This window comes from Streptomyces sp. NPDC054770, assembly GCF_053611985.1.
In genome coordinates, this window is record NZ_JBSHBL010000028.1 from 27021 (window position 1) to 44131 (window position 17111).

The window sequence follows — 17111 nt, forward strand, 5'->3', positions numbered from 1 at the left end:
TGCGAGCCGTTAGTTAACTCACGACGTGATCTAAGCCATGAGTGAACTGTGAGAGCCCCGAGTGAACCAGAGAGTCGAGGGAAGGTCCATGCCAAGAGCCGCCCTGCTCGTCTCCACCGCCCTACTCGCCGCCCTGATCCCCCTCTCGGCCGCCAGCGCGGCCGACGACCCGGCCCCCACTCCCGTCGACCGCTTCGAGGGCGAGGTCCCCTTCGCCTCCCAGCCCGCCGAGGGCATCTTCACCTGGGGCGGCGACAGCGACGACCCGCCCACGCTCCAGTTCGCCGACCGCACCGACGCCCCCGAGGGCGCCAAGGTCCTCTCGGGGACGTACGACATCAGTGGCTACGGCGGCTTCACCCACGACTTCGCCGCCACCGAGCCCGCCCACGACTGGTCCGCCCACAAGGGCATCCGCTTCTGGTGGGACGGCCAGGACAACGGCAAGAAGATCCCCTTCGAGATCAAGGACGGTGGCGCCAACGGCGAGGCCTCGGAGCTCTGGACGACCTCCTTCACCGACGACTTCACCGGCTGGAAGCAGATCGAGATCCCGTTCACGGACTTCGTCTACCGGACCGACTACCAGCCCGTCGGCGGCATCGACCACGTCCTCGGCCTGACCCAGATGTGGGGCTACGCGGTCACCCTCCCCGTCGGTGTCAAGGGCCGGTTCGCCATGGACGACGTGGAGTTGTACGGCAAGGCCGACCAGGCACTGCGCGCCTCCGTCACCACCGACGCGGCCGTCTACCCGGTAAAGGAGGGCGGCACGGCGGCCGTGAAGGTCACCGTCGCGACCACCGGCTCCGCCCCGATCGACGACCCGGTCACCGTCGCCTACGAGTCGACGGGCGGCACCGCCGACGCCGGCAAGGACTACAAGGCGGTCTCCGGCACCCTCACCTTCCCCGCGGGCACGGCCTCCGGGGCCACCCGGACCATCAAGGTGCCGACCCTGAAGGCCCGTTCGGCGCAGTCGGCGAAGACCATCCCGCTGAAGCTCACGGTCACCGGCGCCAAGGCCCCCGCCGAGACCCCGCAGGTCGTCATCGACGCGCACGGACTGCCGTACCTGGACAGCAAGTTGCCGGTGAAGAAGCGGGTCGCCGACCTCCTGTCCCGGATGTCCCTGGCGGAGAAGGTCGGCCAGATGACCCAGGCCGAGCGCGGTGCGGTGGGCACCGGCGGTGACGTCACCGCGTACGACCTCGGCTCCCTGCTCTCCGGCGGCGGCTCGACCCCCACGCCCAACACGGCCGCGGCCTGGGCGCAGATGATCGACTCCTTCCAGCTCCGGGCGCAGGCCACCCGGTTCCAGATCCCGCTGATCTACGGCGTCGACGCGGTGCACGGCCACAACAACCTGGCCGGCGCCACGATCATGCCGCACAACATCGGCATCGGAGCCACCCGCGATCCCGCGCTCGCCGAGAAGACCGGCGCGGTGACGGCCTCCGAGGTCCGCGCCACCGGCATCCCCTGGGACTTCGCGCCCTGCCTCTGCGTCAGCCGTGACGAACGCTGGGGCCGCTCCTACGAGTCCTTCGGCGAGGACCCGGCCCTGGTGAAGTCCATGGAGACCATCATCCAGGGCCTCCAGGGGCGTGCCGACGGGCGCGACCTGAAGGACGACGACAAGGTCCTGGCCACCGCCAAGCACTTCGTCGGCGACGGCGGCACCGCGTACGGTTCGTCCACCACCGGCACGTACACCCTCGACCAGGGCGTCACCACGGTCACCCGGCAGCAGCTGGAGGCCATCCACCTGGCACCGTTCCGGACCGCCGTCGACCGGGGCATCGGCACCGTCATGCCCTCCTACTCCTCCCTGGACATCGTCGGCGACGGCCAGGGCCCGGTGAAGATGCACGCCCGCGCCGACATGATCACCGGGGAGCTCAAGGGCCGGATGGGCTTCCAGGGCTTCGTGATCAGCGACTGGAACGCCATGGACCAGCTCCCCGGCGACTACGACACCCACGTCCGTACGGCCGTCAACGCGGGCGTCGACATGATGATGGTCCCGTACGGCTACAAGGACTTCACGACGTCCCTGACCGACCAGGTCCAGGCGGGCAGCGTCACCGAACAGCGCATCGACGACGCGGTCTCCCGCATCCTCACCCAGAAGTTCAGGCTGGGCCTCTTCGAGCACCCGTACGCGGACACCTCCGGCGCCTCGAAGATCGGCTCCACCGCGCACCGGGCCGTCGCCCGGCAGGCGGCCGCCGAGTCGCAGGTGCTGCTGAAGAACGACGGCGACGTGCTGCCGCTGAAGAAGTCGGAGAAGGTGTACGTCGCCGGCTCCAACGCCGACGACCTCGGCAACCAGACCGGCGGCTGGACCATCACCTGGCAGGGCGCGTCCGGCACCCACACCACCGGCACCACCATCCTCCAGGGCATGAAGAACGCCGGGGGAGACGTCACCTACTCCAAGGACGCCTCGGCGCCGACCGGCGGCTACGACGTGGGTGTGGTCGTGGTCGGCGAGACCCCGTACGCCGAGGGCGTCGGAGACGTCGGCAACGGCAACGACCTGGCGCTGACCCCGGCCGACCAGGCCGCCGTGGACAAGGTGTGCGCGGCCATGAAGTGCGCGGTGCTGATCGTCTCCGGGCGCCCGCAGCTGATCGGCGACCGGCTGGGCGAGATCGACTCCCTGGTCGCGTCCTGGCTGCCGGGCACCGAGGGCGACGGCGTGGCCGACGTCCTCTACGGCAAGCGGGCCTTCACCGGTCAGCTCCCGGTCACCTGGCCGAAGTCCGAGGCGCAGTTGCCGATCAACGTGGGCGACGCGTCGTACGACCCGCAGTACCCCTACGGCTGGGGTCTGACCACCCTGACCAAGGCCCCCAAGGGCGGCGAGGCCACCCTGAAGGCGCTCGGCGCGGCGGCGAGGGCGGCGCAGCGGTCGGGCTCCGACGCGGCCGGCCGCAAGCTGGTCGCCAAGGCGCGGCTGCTGGTCCAGGCGAAGATCGGGCAGTCCGTCACGGCGGCCGTCTCCAAGCCCTTCGCCGACGCCGACCACCTGCTGCTCACCGGCGAGTACGCGGCGGCGGTGCAGAAGCTGACGGAGGCGTACCGGGCAGCGTAGGAGGAACCGCGCTCCCCGGGGGGCTTCAGGGTAGGTTCGAAGCATGAACGCGGTGCGACGGACCACCCGAAGCCTCCCGGGGCTGCTGCTCCTGGCGTGCGCGCTGGCGCTGGTCGCCCTGACCGCGCTCGCCCCGCGGGCCGGTGCGGCCACCGGTGTCTCGGCGGTCGCCGACGCCCTCCGCACGAACCCGGTGTACGTCGACCCGGCGGCCGCCGCCCAGCTCTCCACGGCCGACGCCGACACCCTGGCCCGCCAGATCAAGGACGCGAACAAGCCCCTGTTCATCGCCGTCCTGCCGGCCGACTACCCCACCAAGAACCTCTTCACGGACCTGCGCACCGCCACCGGCGTCACCGGCCTCTACGCGATCCGCCTCGGCGACCGCTTCGACGCCCGCGCCGACTCCTCGGTGTTGTCCCGGACGGCCGTGCAGAACCTGGTCACCAGCGTCCAGGGCGAGAGCGCGAAGACCCAGCTGACCGACTTCACGGACCGTGCCCTGACCAACATGGGCGGCAAGGCGCCGTCGAGCTGGGGCGGCGGCAGCACGGGCGGCTCGGGAGTCTCCAGTACGGCGCTGATCGCGATCGGAGCCGTTGTGGTGGCGGGCGGGGCGGGCGCGTACGCGCTGGTCCGCCGCAACCGCCGACGCCATGAGGAGGAGCAGCGGGCCGCTCTGGACCGGCTCCGGGTGGTCGTGGACGAGGACATCACCGCGTTCGGCGAGGAACTGGACCGCCTCGAATTCCACCCGGCCGAGCCCGGCGCCGACGACGCGATGCGCGCCGACTACGAGCGTGCGCTGAACGCCTACGACCAGGCGAAGTCCGCGATGGCCGACGCCCGCAGACCGGAGGACGTCCGGCCGGTCACCCAGGCCCTGGAGGACGGCCGTTTCTCGCTCGCCCAGCTGGCCGCCCGCCGCGAGGGCCGGCCGCTCCCGGAGCGCCGCCCGCCCTGCTTCTTCGACCCCCGGCACGGCCCCTCGGTCACGGACGCCACCTGGACCCCGGCCGGCGGCGCACCCCGCGAGGTCCCGGTCTGCGCGGCCGACGCCGCCCGGCTGGCCGACGGCCGCGACCCGGCGGTCCGCGAGGTCGACACCGACTACGGCCGCCGTCCCTACTGGGACGCGGGCCCGGCCTACGGCCCCTGGGCGGGCGGCTACTTCGGCGGCGGGATCCTCCCAGGCCTCCTCCTCGGCACCGCCCTGGGCGGCTGGATGTCCGCGCCCGCCTACGCGGCCGACTACGGCACCGGGTACGGCGACTTCGGCGCCGGCGGCTACCAGGGCGGCGACGTCTCGGGCGCGGACTTCGACCCCGGGGACTTCGGTGACTTCGGCGGAGGCGGCGACTTCGGCGGCGGGGGCGGGGACGGCGGGGACTTCGGCGGCGGTTTCTGAGCCACGCCGGCTACTCCAGGCCCCCCAGCCGCTCCATCACACCGGCGGCGAGCAGCAGCACCCCGCGCTCGGTCTCGCTCAACGCCTCGAACGCCCCGGCCAGCCACGCGTCCCGCTGGGCCATGTCGGCCTCCAGCGCCTGCCGCCCCGCCCCGGTCAGGCTCAGCACGGACTGCCGCCGGTCGGACGGGTCCGGCGCCCGTCCGACCAGCCCCTCCGCCTCCAGCTCCGCGAAGACCCGGGTCAGCGACTGCGGCCGCTGCCGCTCGGCGGCCGCGACCTCGCCGGGCGTGGACGGCCCGTGCCGGTACAGATGGCCGAGCACCGTCAGCTGATTGGCACTGAGGCTCCCGTCCCCGCGTTCCTGCCGCAGCCGACGGTTGAACCGGAGGACGGCACGACGGACACGGGCGGCTTCGGCGAGATGTTCCATGGAGAGAATCGTACGCGAATACTTACTACCCTCTACTCGGTTTAGCCCGTACTCTCGGCCCAGTGACCGCAAAACTCATACGCAATGCGTACGAAGCCGGGCTGACGATGACGGCCGTGCTGCTCTCCTGGGGAGCCGCGCTGGCACTGGAGGGGGCCGCCGGGCTGCACACCGACGTGCTGGTCCTCGCGGTCGCCCTCACCCTGACCCTCGCCAACACCCAGCGCACCGCCGACACCCGCCGGCGGCTGATGTCACTGGTGCTGCTGCCCGCGACGGCCGCCGCCTCGGTCTTCGTCGGCCGGCTCCTCGCCTCCCACTACACGGCGGGCGCGGCCGTCTACACGGCCGGGATGGCCCTGGCCATCTGGATCCGCCGCTTCGGCCCGGCCGCCACCAAGGCGGGCACGCTGCTCGCCCTGCCGCTGGTGGCCCTGCTCGTCGTACCCGGTCCGGCCCTGCCGTCCCAGGCGCAGAGCGAGTTGGTGACCTGGGCCTGGTCGGCGCTGATCGGCTTCATGGCATGTTGCTCGGTCTGGCTGGTGCAGGCCCTGGGCGACCGCTACGGCCCCTGGCGCGCGGCCCCGGCCCCCGCCCCTCCCGGCCGCCGCTCCCGCCTCCACCCACGCCCCAGCACCCGCATGGCCCTCCAGATGGCGGCGGCCATCGCATCCGCCTTCGTGCTGGGCCGCTTCCTCTTCGACCACCACTGGCCGTGGGCCGTCCTGACCGCGTACGTGGCCGCGAGCGGCAACCGGGGCCGGACCGACGTCCTGCGCAAGGGAGTCGAGCGCCTGGCCGGGGCCTGCGTCGGCACGCTCCTGGCGACGGGAGTGGCGGAGGCGGGCATCACGGGCCATACCGCCGTGGCCCTGATGTTCGCGGTCCTGACCGTCGCCCTGTGGCTGCGCCCCCTCAACTACGCGTACTGGGCGGCCGGCATGACCACGGCCCTCTCCCTGCTCCTCGGCTACTTCGGCCAGAACGCGGAGTCCCTGCTGCCGACCCGCCTGGCAGCCATCGCGGTGGGCGTGACCCTCGCGGTGGCCTCGGCGTGGTGGCTGCTGCCGGTGCCGGGCAGAAGGGCGACGCCACGCGCCCAGGCCCTACCGAGCGAGACCGGCACGGCCAATGCCCCCCTCGTTCCCGGCAGTTCACCGAAAGACACCGCCCGGTCCAGCTGAAGAGCAAGCCGCCCCTGCTCGACGGAGCCCACCGCGTCGACGTGCAGGTTCGCTCTCCGCTCGACCGTGAGGCCCGCCGTCTCCTGGCGGCGCTCGCCCTGGCGCGTCGCTACGAAGGTGAGTGAGCCAGGTGACCGGCCTAGACTTGAGGATCCGGGAGGGGACCCCACTCCAGGAGGACGCGATGATGCGGCGGACCAGGCTGGTCGGGGAGTCCGAGGACTATCTCGGGGCTCGTGAGGAGCTGCGGCTCGCCGAGATCGAGCTGATGCGGCGCCGGGAGGAGGTCGCGGCGCTGCGGCGGGCGCTTCCGCAGGGGCCGGCCGTCGACGACTACGTCTTCCTCGAAGGGCCCGGCGACCTCGACGCCGGTGACATCCCGGTGCGTGAGGTCGCGTTGAGCGAGCTGTTCTCCGGGCCCGGACGACCGCTGATCGTCTACCACTTCATGTACGGCAAGCTCCAGACCAGTCCCTGCCCGATGTGCACCCTGTGGATCGACGGTTACAACGGCATCGCCCACCACGTGACCCGCAACGCCGACTTCGTCATCGCCGCGGCCGCCGACCCGCCCGCCCTCCGGCAGTACGGCCGTGAGCGCGGCTGGCACCGGCTGCGGCTGCTCAGCTGCGGCGACAGCACGTTCAAGTACGACCTGGGGAGTGAGGACAAGGACGGCGAGCAGGACTCCACGGTCTCCGTCCTCACCCGCGAGGGCGACGGCACGGTCCGGCACACCTACTCCGCCCATCCGCGCATGGCCGACGACATCCAGGAGCGCGGCATCGACCTGCTGACGCCGGTCTGGCACCTTCTCGACCTCACTCCGCGGGGGAGGGGCGACTGGTACCCGACCATCGACTACTAGGACTACAGGACACGCGCAGGACGTCCGGACATGGCTGAGCGCCGCCCTCAGGGGAGTGGAGGGCGGCGCTCAGCGGGCGTGACCAGGGCCGGCGGTCCGGCGCCGCGGGCTCACGCGTTCTTGATCGCCGAGATGTCGAAGTTCAGCTTGATCTTGTCGGAGACGAGGACGCCGCCGGTCTCCAGCGCCGCGTTCCAGCTGACGCCCCAGTCGGAGCGCTTGATCTCGGCCTTGCCCTCGAAGCCGACGCGCTCGTTGCCGAACGGGTCCTTGGCGGCGCCGTTGAACTCCAGGTCGATGGTGACCGGCTTGGTGACGCCGAGGATCGTGAGGTCGCCGGTGATGCGGTAGTCCTCGCCGCCGAGGGCCTCCGCCTCGGTGGAGCGGAAGGTCATGGTCGGGAACTCGTCGGTCTTGAAGAAGTCCGCCGACTTCAGGTGACCGTCACGGTCGGCGCTGCCTGTGGTGATGCTGTCCATCTTGATGTCGAGCGAGGCCGTGGACTTCGACGGGTCCTCGCCGTCCAGGTGCAGGGTGCCCTCGAACTCCTGGAAGCTGCCCTTGACGTTGGTGACCATCGCGTGGCGGGCCACGAAGCCGAGCGTGGTGTGCGCCGGGTCGATCGTGTAGTCGCCGGTCAGCGCGGCCGTGTCGGCGGTCGTGCCGGCGGTGGTCGTCTCGTCGTTCTTGCGGCCGAAGATGCCCATGATGACGTGCTCCTTGGGGGACGGGTCGCGACTTCGAAGCGGGGGATGCGGAAGACGCGGACGTGATGTTTAACGTTCAACGAACTCAACGAAAGACACCGTAGACCTATTCCATTCAACCTTCAACATCATCCACATGCGTGTCGCGCTCATTACTCAGCGTAGGACCGCGCCGCCGGATCCGGGCGGCGGGACCCGCTGGGGAGCGGCTAGGCTCTGTGTGGGTGAACCGCCGTCCGGAGTCCTGTGTCACTCCGCGGGTGGTATGGACCGCCGGTGAATGTGAGGCGTGTCTCAGGTAGTGCCTTTGTGGCACCCCTACAACCCCGAACCCCTCTGAGCAGTCGGAACGGCTGCATGTCGTTCCGGTTCTGTTCAGTGGTTCCAGGAAAACGCGTCGGAGACTGTACGGAGTCGACGTCTCGCATTCCTTGGTGTCCTTCGTAAGGTCACTACATGACCGTTTTGGAAGAGACGACGGGCGAGCCCACCGGTGAACCGACGGACGCGCGCGGGCGGGTCGCCGAGCTGCACGAGATCCGTGCGGCGGCCGTGGCGGGCCCCAGCGAGAAGGCGACCGAGGCGCAGCGCGCCAAGGGCAAGCTGACGGCTCGGGAGCGCATCGAGCTGCTCCTGGACCCGGGTTCCTTCCAGGAGGTCGAGCAGCTGCGCCGGCACCGCGCGGTCGGCTTCGGCCTGGAGGCCAAGAAGCCGTACACCGACGGTGTCATCACCGGCTGGGGCACGGTCGAGGGCCGTACGGTCTTCGTCTACGCGCACGACTTCCGGATCTTCGGCGGCGCCCTCGGCGAGGCCCACGCCACCAAGATCCACAAGATCATGGACATGGCCATCGCGGCCGGTGCCCCGCTGGTGTCGCTGAACGACGGCGCCGGCGCCCGTATCCAGGAGGGCGTCAGCGCCCTCGCCGGCTACGGCGGCATCTTCCAGCGCAACACGAAGGCGTCGGGTGTCATCCCGCAGATCTCCGTGATGCTCGGCCCGTGCGCGGGCGGCGCGGCCTACAGCCCCGCCCTCACCGACTTCGTCTTCATGGTCCGCGAGACCTCGCAGATGTTCATCACGGGACCGGACGTCGTCAAGGCGGTCACCGGCGAGGAGATCACCCAGAACGGGCTCGGCGGCGCCGACGTCCACGCGGAGACCTCCGGCGTCTGCCACTTCGCGTACGACGACGAGGAGACCTGCATCGCGGAGGTCCGCTACCTCCTCTCGCTCCTCCCGCAGAACAACCGCGAGAACCCGCCGCGCGTCGAGTCCACGGACCCGGTCGACCGCCGCGGCGACGTCCTGCTGGACCTCGTCCCGGCCGACGGCAACCGGCCGTACGACATGGCCAAGGTCATCGAGGAGATCGTCGACGACGGCGAGTACCTGGAGGTCCACGAGCGCTGGGCGCGGAACATCATCTGCGCGCTGGCCCGGATCGACGGCCAGGTGGTGGGCATCGTCGCCAACCAGCCGCAGGTGCTGGCAGGCGTCCTGGACATCGAGGCGAGTGAAAAAGCTGCGCGCTTTGTCCAGATGTGTGACGCTTTCAATGTTCCGATCGTCACCTTCCTGGACGTACCGGGCTTCCTCCCCGGTGTCGACCAGGAGCACGGCGGGATCATCCGCCACGGCGCGAAGCTCCTCTACGCCTACTGCAACGCGACCGTGCCCCGGATCTCCCTGATCCTGCGCAAGGCGTACGGAGGTGCCTACATCGTCATGGACTCCCAGTCGATCGGCGCCGACCTCACGTACGCCTGGCCGACCAACGAGATCGCGGTCATGGGCGCCGAAGGTGCCGCCAACGTGATCTTCCGTCGGCAGATCGCCTCCGCCGAGGACCCCGAGGCCATGCGGGCCCGCATGGTCAAGGAGTACAAGTCCGAACTCATGCACCCCTACTACGCGGCCGAGCGCGGCCTGGTCGACGACGTCATCGACCCGGCCGAGACCCGCGAGGTGCTCGCCAGGTCGCTCGCGATGCTCCAGACCAAGCACGCCGACCTGCCGTCCCGTAAGCACGGCAACCCCCCGCAGTAATCCTGCGGAAACCTCTCTCACGGAGACTGACACCCATGAACGTGCCTGACATCCGCGTCGAGAAGGGCAACGCCGACCCGGAGGAAGTCGCCGCCATAACGGCGGTCCTCCTGGCCCGCGCGGCCGCCCGGCCGACCGCCGACACCGAGCAGACCCACCGAGGCCGCGCCAAGGCCGGCTGGCGCCGCCTGGAGCGCGAGAACGGCTTCCGCGCCCCGCACAGCTGGCACGGCTAGGCTGCGCCGCCTGGCCGACAGCACGTAGAAGAAGGGCCCCTCTCCTTGAGAGGGGCCCTTCTCCGTGTGTGCCAAGGGCTGCCGGGCCGGTTCGGCACCGCCGGACACCGCCGTCGGGCCGAGCGCCGTTGCGACGGGAAAAAAGAACTGAGCTGCGGCCGTGGCAAAAAGTTCGGGCCCCTTCGCAGAAGGGGCCCGGTACGCGCCCCTTCAGGGGCGCGGGACTGAATCCATGTGCGGCTCCGCCGCGTGGGCGCGACAGGCCACGGTCCACCCGCAGTCGGCGTACGGCCGGCCGTGGCTGCCCGGTGTCCGGAACTACCGGAGCCGAGCCATCAGGGCATGCTCCACGAGCGTGATCAGCGCCGACTTCGCATCGGCACGATGCCTCGCGTCGGTCGTGATGATCGGGGTGTCCGGGCCGATCTGCAGCGCCTCGCGGACCTCTTCGGGGTTGTAGGGCTGGCTGCCGTCGAAGCCGTTGAGGGCGACGACGAACGGCAGGCCCGAGTTCTCGAAGTAGTCGACCGCGGGGAAGCAGTCGGCGAGGCGGCGGGTGTCGACCAGGACGATCGCGCCGATCGCGCCGCGCACCAGGTCGTCCCACATGAACCAGAAACGGTCCTGACCGGGGGTGCCGAACAGGTACAGGATCAGGTCCTGGTCCAGGGTGATGCGACCGAAGTCCATGGCGACCGTGGTGGTCGTCTTGTCCCCGGTGTGGGTGAGGTCGTCGATGCCGGCAGACGCGGACGTCATCACGGCCTCTGTGCGCAGCGGGTTGATCTCCGAGACGGCACCGACGAACGTGGTCTTGCCCACGCCGAAGCCGCCCGCCACCACGATCTTCGCGGAGGTGGTGGAGCGGGAAGGACCGCCGCTAGAGCTTGCGAAGTCCACTGAGCACCCTTTCGAGCAGTGTCACGTCTGGCTGGCCGCCGGCGTTCTCGTCGCCGCCGGGCTGATGGATGGCGACCAGGCCCGCCTCCGCCAAGTCGGCGACGAGGATCCTGGCCACGCCGAGAGGGATGGTCAGGAGGGCCGAGATCTCGGCCACCGACTTGATCTCCCGGCAGAGGTTGCAGATCCGCTGATGCTCGGGCAGCTGGCCCTGCATCTGGTGCGGCTGCGCGGTGGTGTGCACCAGCGCCTCGATGGCGAGCTGGTACCGCGGGCGGGTCCGGCCACCGGTCATGGCGTACGGACGCACCAGGGGGTTGTTCGACCCCGAAGCCGTGGAAGGCTCGGGGCGGCGCTGCGGCTGCACCGGCTGGATGCGCGGCGCCGGCGGCTGGTCGTACGGCGACGGGCCGGGGCCCTGCGGTGCGTAGGGCTGCCGGTGGCTCGGCGCGGAGGGGAAGTTGTACCGGTTCCCGGAACCGTCGCCCTGGCCCTGCGCAGGCCCGTACGACCAGTTGCCGTTATTAGAACCGCCTGGGGGTGTTGCCACTTTCTCTCCTCCTCCGACCGTGCCGGGCACCCATCCTTGTGGAGCCGCGTCCCGAAACCTTACGGCCCCGGGACGCCAAAACGCACCGCCTGACTGTTAGTTGAGAAGGCTTCCTTGGAGTTCCTGGCGCAGATCCGGGGTAAGAACCGTGCCTGCGCGGTCCACCAAAAGGGCCATCTCGTAGCCAATCAGACCGATGTCGGCCTCCGGGTGGGCCAGGACCGCCAGCGAGGAACCATCGGAAACGGACATGATGAACAGGAATCCCCGCTCCATCTCCACAACCGTCTGATTCACGCTGCCGCCCTCGAAGATCCGGGAAGCCCCGGCCGTCAGGGACGTCAGACCGGAAGCCACGGCCGCGAGCTGGTCGGCGCGGTCGCGGGGGAAGCCTTCGGACATCGCCAGAAGGAGTCCGTCGGCGGAGACCACCACCGTGTGGGACACCCCCGGGGTGTTGTCCACGAAGTTGGTGATCAACCAGTTCAGGTTCTGTGCCGCCTGGCTCATCGGGCTCACACTAACGCTCCTGGTTGTAGGTGCTGTCAGGGCCGAAGCCCTGGCCGTTCGTTTCACTGCCTGCGTTGCGCCCGCGCTCGACGCCGCGACGCAGGTTGCTCAGCCTGCCCCGGATGTCCTCCGGGGCGCGGGAGACCTGTGGGCCTCCCTGAGGGGTGCTCTCGGCGGCTCCCTCGACCAGGTTGGCCTTGGGTACCCGCCGCGGCAGACCGGAGGAGGTGACCCCGCCCGCCTTGGGCTTGCGCAGTGCCGAGGCCTGCTGCCAGCGCTCGTCGTTCTGCGAACGCCAGGAGCTGTCGCCGGCCGGCTCCGGAGCCGGGGCCGCCGGAGCCATCGGTGCCGGCGATGCAGCCGGAGCGTGCCGCGCGGGACCCGCGCCGTTCGGGCCGCCGGAACCCCGGCGGGGCAGCCCGGCGTCGGTCAGCTGGTGGCCGTTGGAGGGGGCCGCTCCCGGACGGTCGAAGCCTACGCGGTTCCGCTCGTCCACGTCACCGGCCTGCGCCGACTCCGCTTCCGGAGCGTACTGGGCCGGGTAGCCGTTCGTGTAACCGTCCTGCTGCGGCCAGTCGTCCTGGTAGGGCTGCTCGCCGAAGGCCGGGAACGCCTCGGCGGCAGCGGCCTGCGCGGCCGCGGGCTCCTCCTGGACCGGCTCCGGATAGGAAGGCTCCGGGTAGCCGCCGTTGACCGAGAACGCGTCGGGCGAGAACGTGTCGTTCTGCGGCAGGCCGCCGTTCGGCGCGTAGTACTGCTCGTCGTACGTGCTCTGCGGCTGCTCCTGGTACGCCGGCTGTCCGTCGTAGCCCGTGGGCTGCTCCTGGAAGCCCGTACCGTTCGTGCCGTAGCCCTGCCGGCCGCTGTCGAACTCGTCGACGTACGCCGGGATCTCCGAGGTCTCCTGCGGGGCCTGGGGGGCCTGCGGGAGCTCTGTGCCCTGCGGGGGCTGCGCCTGGGCCTCCAGGGCCGCACGACGCTCCTCGCGCATCAGGGAGCGGCCCACGGGGTCCAGGTCGCGGATGTCGTCCGGGACCTCGATGTAGCGGCTGTCGTCGAAGCCGAGCTCGGCCGCCGTACGCATCGGCTGGAGCTGCGGCTGGCTGAAGCTCTCGGCCTGGAACTGCTGCTCCGGGATGATCTGCGAAACCGTGAACTCGTCGCGGTCCAGCTGCTGTTCGCCGCCACCGCCGTGCGTGATCGCGTCCGGCAGCATGACCAGCGAGGTGGTGCCGGCCTGCTCGCCGGAGGGGCGCAGCTGGACCCGGATGCCGTGCCGGTCGGACAGCCGGCCGACCACGAAGAGGCCCATGCGCTGGGAGATCGCGGCGTCCACGGTCGGCGGGTTGGCCAGCTTGTGGTTGATGTCCGCGAAGTCCTCGGCGGTGAGGCCGATGCCCTTGTCGTGGATCTCGATCATGACGCGGCCGTCGGGGAGACGGGTCGCGGTGACGCGGACCTTGGTCTGCGGCGAGGAGAACGTGGTGGCGTTCTCCAGGAGCTCGGCGAGCAGGTGCACGAGGTCGGTGACCGCGCGGCCGTGGATCTCGGCCTCCGGGACGCCGGAGAGTTCGACGCGCTCGTACTGCTCCACCTCGGAGGAGGCGGCGCGCAGCACGTCGACCAGCGGGACCGGCTGGTCCCAGCGGCGGCCGGGCTCCTCGCCGGCGAGGACCAGGAGGTTCTCGCCGTTGCGGCGCATACGGGTCGCGAGGTGGTCCAGGCGGAAGAGGTTCTCCAGCTGGTCCGGGTCGGCCTCGTTGTTCTCCAGGTCGGTGATGAGGGTCAGCTGGCCCTCGATCAGCGACTGGTTGCGGCGCGAGAGGTTGGTGAAGATCGCGTTGATGTTGCCCCGCAGCAGGGCCTGCTCGGCGGCGAGCCGGACGGCCTCACGGTGGACCTGGTCGAACGCGCGGGCGACTTCGCCGATCTCGTCGGTCGAGGTGATCGGGATCGGCGCCACCCGGGTGTCGACCCGGCCGGGGTCGGTGCGGGAGAGCTGGTCGACCAGCATCGGCAGGCGCTGCTCGGCGATGCCGAAGGCGGCGTTGCGCAGCTGGCGCATCGAGCGGGACATCTGGCGGGCCACCATGCCGGCCAGGATGAACGCGGCGAGCAGCGCGACCATGACCGCGGCACCGGTGATGAAGGCGTCCCGCTTGGCGTTGTCGGCGATGTCGGAGGCCTCGCTCACCGCCTTGTCGGCCATGTCCGACTCGATCGTGCGGTAGGCCTGGTACTTGAGGGTGTTGACCGTCCACCAGTTCTCGGCGGTGACGCCCTGGGCGGCCAGCGCCTGACGGGTGCTGGGGTCGGTGTTCGGCAGCGTCGCCAGCGCCGAGACCATCGCGTTGTCCTTGGACGGCGGGGCCACGTAGTTCGGGTCCTTCGCCTTGGCCTGCTGGACCAGCGTCGCGCCCTCGGTCTTGATCTTCTTCTCGAGGTCGGTCAGCTTCTGCGCGTCGGCCTCGGTACCACCGCCGACGTACTCCTCGACGGCGATGCCCTCCAGGTAGGCGTACGAGGAGAGGGCGACCCGCTGGGTGGCCAGGTTGCCGGCGTCCGGACCGGGCTTGACCAGCAGGTGCATGCCGATCGACCGCTCCAGCGACAGGGCCGCCTTGGTGAGCGAGATGGCGTAGACGGTACGGCCGTAGGAGGTGATGTTTCCGGTGCCCAGACCGAGCTCGTTGGCGAACTCCATCAGCGGGTGGGCGACCTGGGTGTAACCCTCTTCCGTCTTCACACCGCCGAGCGTGCTGGTGTACGCGGCGGCGCGCAGGTTCGTGAGTTTGGGCTCCGCCTCGCGGAACAGCTTCAGGCGGCGCTCCAGGCCCGGCTTCTGCGGCATGTTCTGCGCGGCCGCGTCGAAGGCGTCGGCGGCCTTGTCGGTCGCGGCCCGCGCCTGGGTGACCGTCGCCTTGTCCTTGTCCAGGAGCAGCGGTGCCGCGCTGACGTCACGCTCGTTGTAAAGGGCGTCGCCGTAGGTGAGGGCGGCGCGGACCAGGCGCGCGGTGTTCTCCGCGTCCCGGGCCTCCTGCCAGGTGTCGATCGAGCTCTTCACCTGGAAGCCGCCCATGATCAGGCCGACGACCACGGGTATGAGCAGGATCGCGTTCAGCCTGGTCGGCACTCGCCAGTTCCGCGGCGAGAAACGGCCGCCGCTCTTCGCGGGCGCGGCCGGTGGTTCCGCGGCTGGCACAGGGGTGGGCGCCGCAGCGCGCGGCGGCGGGGTGAAGTTGCCCCGTGCCGACGGCTCGGGACCGTTCTTGCTTCGCCTCACTCGACCAACAACCTCTCGGCGGCGGGCACCTGTCGTCGTGCCGCAGTCTCTCAGAGCCCGGTGTGTCTCAGACCACTACTCAGTACGTCTTTGACTATTGGGCAGTTCAGGCATTCCAGCACGTAGGCCGGTGCACTTCCAAACAGTCCATTGGGGCAGAGAGCGTCGATGTAAGCCCCAGATAAAACGGTCATAAAGAGCGAGCCCCGCCAAAAGGCGGGGCCATTGTGAGCGCAGCGGCACCGCGTGACCGCGACGCGTGGCGATACCACCGGATTCCTCTGCCGAAACGTTATGAACACCGGAGCCGACCGTGTCAAAGGCCACAGTCGGCTCCGGTTTCCGTACGGCAACTGCCGTACATGATGACGGACTTGGATACGGCGCCCTGGCTACCGCAGGCGCGCCATGAGGGCGTGCTCCACCAAAGTGATCAGCGCGCTCTTCGCATCGGCGCGGTGCCGGGCGTCGGTCGTGATGATCGGCGCGTCCGGTCCGATCTGCAGTGCCTCGCGCACCTCTTCGGGTGTGTAGGGCTGGTGTCCGTCGAAGCCGTTGAGGGCTATGACGAACGGCAGACCGCTGTTCTCGAAATAGTCGACCGCCGGAAAGCAGTCGGCCAGGCGCCGGGTGTCCACGAGCACCACCGCGCCGATCGCACCCCTGACCAGGTCGTCCCACATGAACCAGAAGCGGTCCTGGCCGGGCGTGCCGAACAGATACAGGATCAGGTCCTGGTCGAGCGTGATACGGCCGAAGTCCATGGCCACCGTGGTGGTGGTCTTGTCCCCGGTGTGGGTCAGGTCGTCGATGCCCGCCGAGGCGGACGTCATCACGGCCTCCGTGCGCAGCGGGTTGATCTCGGAGACCGCTCCCACGAACGTGGTCTTGCCGACGCCGAAGCCGCCCGCCACCACGATCTTCGCGGAGGTCGTGGCCCGGCCTCCGTCAGAGCTTGCGAAGTCCACTGAGCACCCTTTCGAGCAGCGTCACGTCCGGTGCGCCGCCGTTGTTCTCGTCGCCGCCCGGCTGGTGGATGGCGACCAGGCCGGCCTCGGCGAGGTCGGCCACCAGGATCCGGGCCACACCGAGCGGCATGGCGAGCAGCGCCGAGACCTCGGCCACCGACTTCACCTCGCGGCACAGGTGGCAGATGCGCTGGTGCTCCGGGAGCAGCCCCATGAGTGCTGCCGGGTCGGCCGTCGTGCTGATCAGCGCTTCGATGGCGAGCTGGTAGCGCGGCCGGGTCCGGCCGCCGGTCATCGCGTAAGGACGTACCAGCGGCTGGTCGCCCTCGTCCCCGTACGGCTCCGCGTACGGGTCATGAGAGGCGGTGGGCGGGGTCATCGTTCCTCCGGGCGGGACAGCAAGTCGGTCAGTCGTGCCGTCGGACGTGGCCGGTGGGGGGAATGTGGCGGCCGGACGGTGATTTGGTGAGGTGGGTTGGATCCGGGCGGTCAGTGGAGCAGACTGCCTTGCAGTTCGGCACGCAGGTCGGGCGTGAGTACCGCGCCCGCGCGGTCGACGAGCAGCGCCATCTCGTAGCCGACGAGACCGATGTCGCACTCCGGGTGGGCCAGAACGGCGAGGGACGAGCCGTCGGAGACGGACATCAGGAAGAGAAAGCCGCGTTCCATCTCGACGACCGTCTGCGCCACGTTGCCGCCCTCGAAGATCCGGGAGGCCCCGGCGGTCAGCGAGGTGAGCCCGGACGCGACGGCGGCCAGCTGGTCGGCACGGTCACGCGGGAAACCTTCGGACATCGCCAGAAGGAGACCGTCGGCGGACACGACGACGGTGTGGGACACACCGGGGGTGTTGTCCACGAAGTTGGTGATCAACCAGTTGAGGTTCTGTGCCGCCTGGCTCATCGGACTCAA

At 70.1% G+C, this 17111-nt stretch carries 15 protein-coding genes; 6 read left to right on the top strand and 9 right to left on the bottom strand.

The annotated features are described in order from the left end of the window. The first annotated feature begins 88 nt into the window (after positions 1 to 88). Positions 89 to 3100 (top strand): glycoside hydrolase family 3 protein, encoded by a 3012-nt coding sequence (locus ACWGKQ_RS23930; protein ID WP_453293979.1) that lies wholly within the window; start codon positions 89 to 91, stop codon positions 3098 to 3100. Positions 3101 to 3143: 43 nt separating this feature from the next. Next, positions 3144 to 4508: a hypothetical protein gene (locus ACWGKQ_RS23935; protein ID WP_453293980.1), complete on the top strand. Its 1365-nt coding sequence runs from the start codon at positions 3144 to 3146 to the stop codon at positions 4506 to 4508. A 10-nt stretch (positions 4509 to 4518) separates the two neighbouring features. Here the strand turns inward: ACWGKQ_RS23935 and ACWGKQ_RS23940 are convergent, their stop codons facing one another. Beyond that, on the bottom strand, positions 4519 to 4941 hold the full coding sequence (locus tag ACWGKQ_RS23940; protein WP_453293981.1) for a MarR family winged helix-turn-helix transcriptional regulator: 423 nt from the start codon (positions 4939 to 4941) through the stop codon (positions 4519 to 4521). A gap of 62 nt (positions 4942 to 5003) precedes the next feature. On the opposite strand from ACWGKQ_RS23940, the gene ACWGKQ_RS23945 reads away from it, so the two are divergent. After that, positions 5004 to 6125, top strand: a complete 1122-nt coding sequence (locus ACWGKQ_RS23945) for an FUSC family protein (protein ID WP_453293982.1) — start codon at positions 5004 to 5006, stop codon at positions 6123 to 6125. 130 nt (positions 6126 to 6255) lie between these two features. Continuing rightward, positions 6256 to 6993, top strand: a complete 738-nt coding sequence (locus ACWGKQ_RS23950) for a DUF899 family protein (protein WP_453293983.1) — start codon at positions 6256 to 6258, stop codon at positions 6991 to 6993. A 110-nt stretch (positions 6994 to 7103) separates the two neighbouring features. Here the strand turns inward: ACWGKQ_RS23950 and ACWGKQ_RS23955 are convergent, their stop codons facing one another. Then, complete coding sequence (locus ACWGKQ_RS23955) at positions 7104 to 7700, bottom strand: YceI family protein (RefSeq protein WP_453293984.1); 597 nt, start codon at positions 7698 to 7700, stop codon at positions 7104 to 7106. A 456-nt stretch (positions 7701 to 8156) separates the two neighbouring features. Here ACWGKQ_RS23955 and ACWGKQ_RS23960 point away from each other — a divergent pair, with 456 nt between their 5' ends. Further along, positions 8157 to 9752 (top strand): acyl-CoA carboxylase subunit beta, encoded by a 1596-nt coding sequence (locus ACWGKQ_RS23960; protein ID WP_453293985.1) that lies wholly within the window; start codon positions 8157 to 8159, stop codon positions 9750 to 9752. A gap of 35 nt (positions 9753 to 9787) precedes the next feature. Then, positions 9788 to 9988: an acyl-CoA carboxylase subunit epsilon gene (locus ACWGKQ_RS23965; RefSeq protein WP_046729245.1), complete on the top strand. Its 201-nt coding sequence runs from the start codon at positions 9788 to 9790 to the stop codon at positions 9986 to 9988. Positions 9989 to 10306: 318 nt separating this feature from the next. Here the strand turns inward: ACWGKQ_RS23965 and ACWGKQ_RS23970 are convergent, their stop codons facing one another. From ACWGKQ_RS23970 to ACWGKQ_RS24000, 7 genes are all read right to left on the bottom strand, one after another. Next, positions 10307 to 10888, bottom strand: a complete 582-nt coding sequence (locus tag ACWGKQ_RS23970) for a GTP-binding protein (RefSeq protein WP_123973912.1) — start codon at positions 10886 to 10888, stop codon at positions 10307 to 10309. Beyond that, positions 10869 to 11438: a DUF742 domain-containing protein gene (locus ACWGKQ_RS23975; protein WP_406440957.1), complete on the bottom strand. Its 570-nt coding sequence runs from the start codon at positions 11436 to 11438 to the stop codon at positions 10869 to 10871. Before ACWGKQ_RS23975 ends, ACWGKQ_RS23970 begins: the two co-directional genes overlap by 20 nt. 96 nt (positions 11439 to 11534) lie before the next feature. Then, complete coding sequence (locus ACWGKQ_RS23980) at positions 11535 to 11948, bottom strand: roadblock/LC7 domain-containing protein (RefSeq protein WP_093825739.1); 414 nt, start codon at positions 11946 to 11948, stop codon at positions 11535 to 11537. Positions 11949 to 11958: 10 nt separating this feature from the next. Then, on the bottom strand, positions 11959 to 15231 hold the full coding sequence (locus ACWGKQ_RS23985; RefSeq protein WP_453293986.1) for a nitrate- and nitrite sensing domain-containing protein: 3273 nt from the start codon (positions 15229 to 15231) through the stop codon (positions 11959 to 11961). A 392-nt stretch (positions 15232 to 15623) separates the two neighbouring features. Further along, a complete protein-coding gene (locus ACWGKQ_RS23990) occupies positions 15624 to 16199 on the bottom strand; it encodes a GTP-binding protein (RefSeq protein WP_046729249.1) in 576 nt (191 codons plus the stop codon). Further along, complete coding sequence (locus ACWGKQ_RS23995) at positions 16180 to 16578, bottom strand: DUF742 domain-containing protein (protein WP_019058642.1); 399 nt, start codon at positions 16576 to 16578, stop codon at positions 16180 to 16182. Before ACWGKQ_RS23995 ends, ACWGKQ_RS23990 begins: the two co-directional genes overlap by 20 nt. 110 nt (positions 16579 to 16688) lie before the next feature. Beyond that, positions 16689 to 17102 (bottom strand): roadblock/LC7 domain-containing protein, encoded by a 414-nt coding sequence (locus ACWGKQ_RS24000; RefSeq protein WP_003973453.1) that lies wholly within the window; start codon positions 17100 to 17102, stop codon positions 16689 to 16691. Between the last annotated feature and the right edge of the window lie 9 nt (positions 17103 to 17111).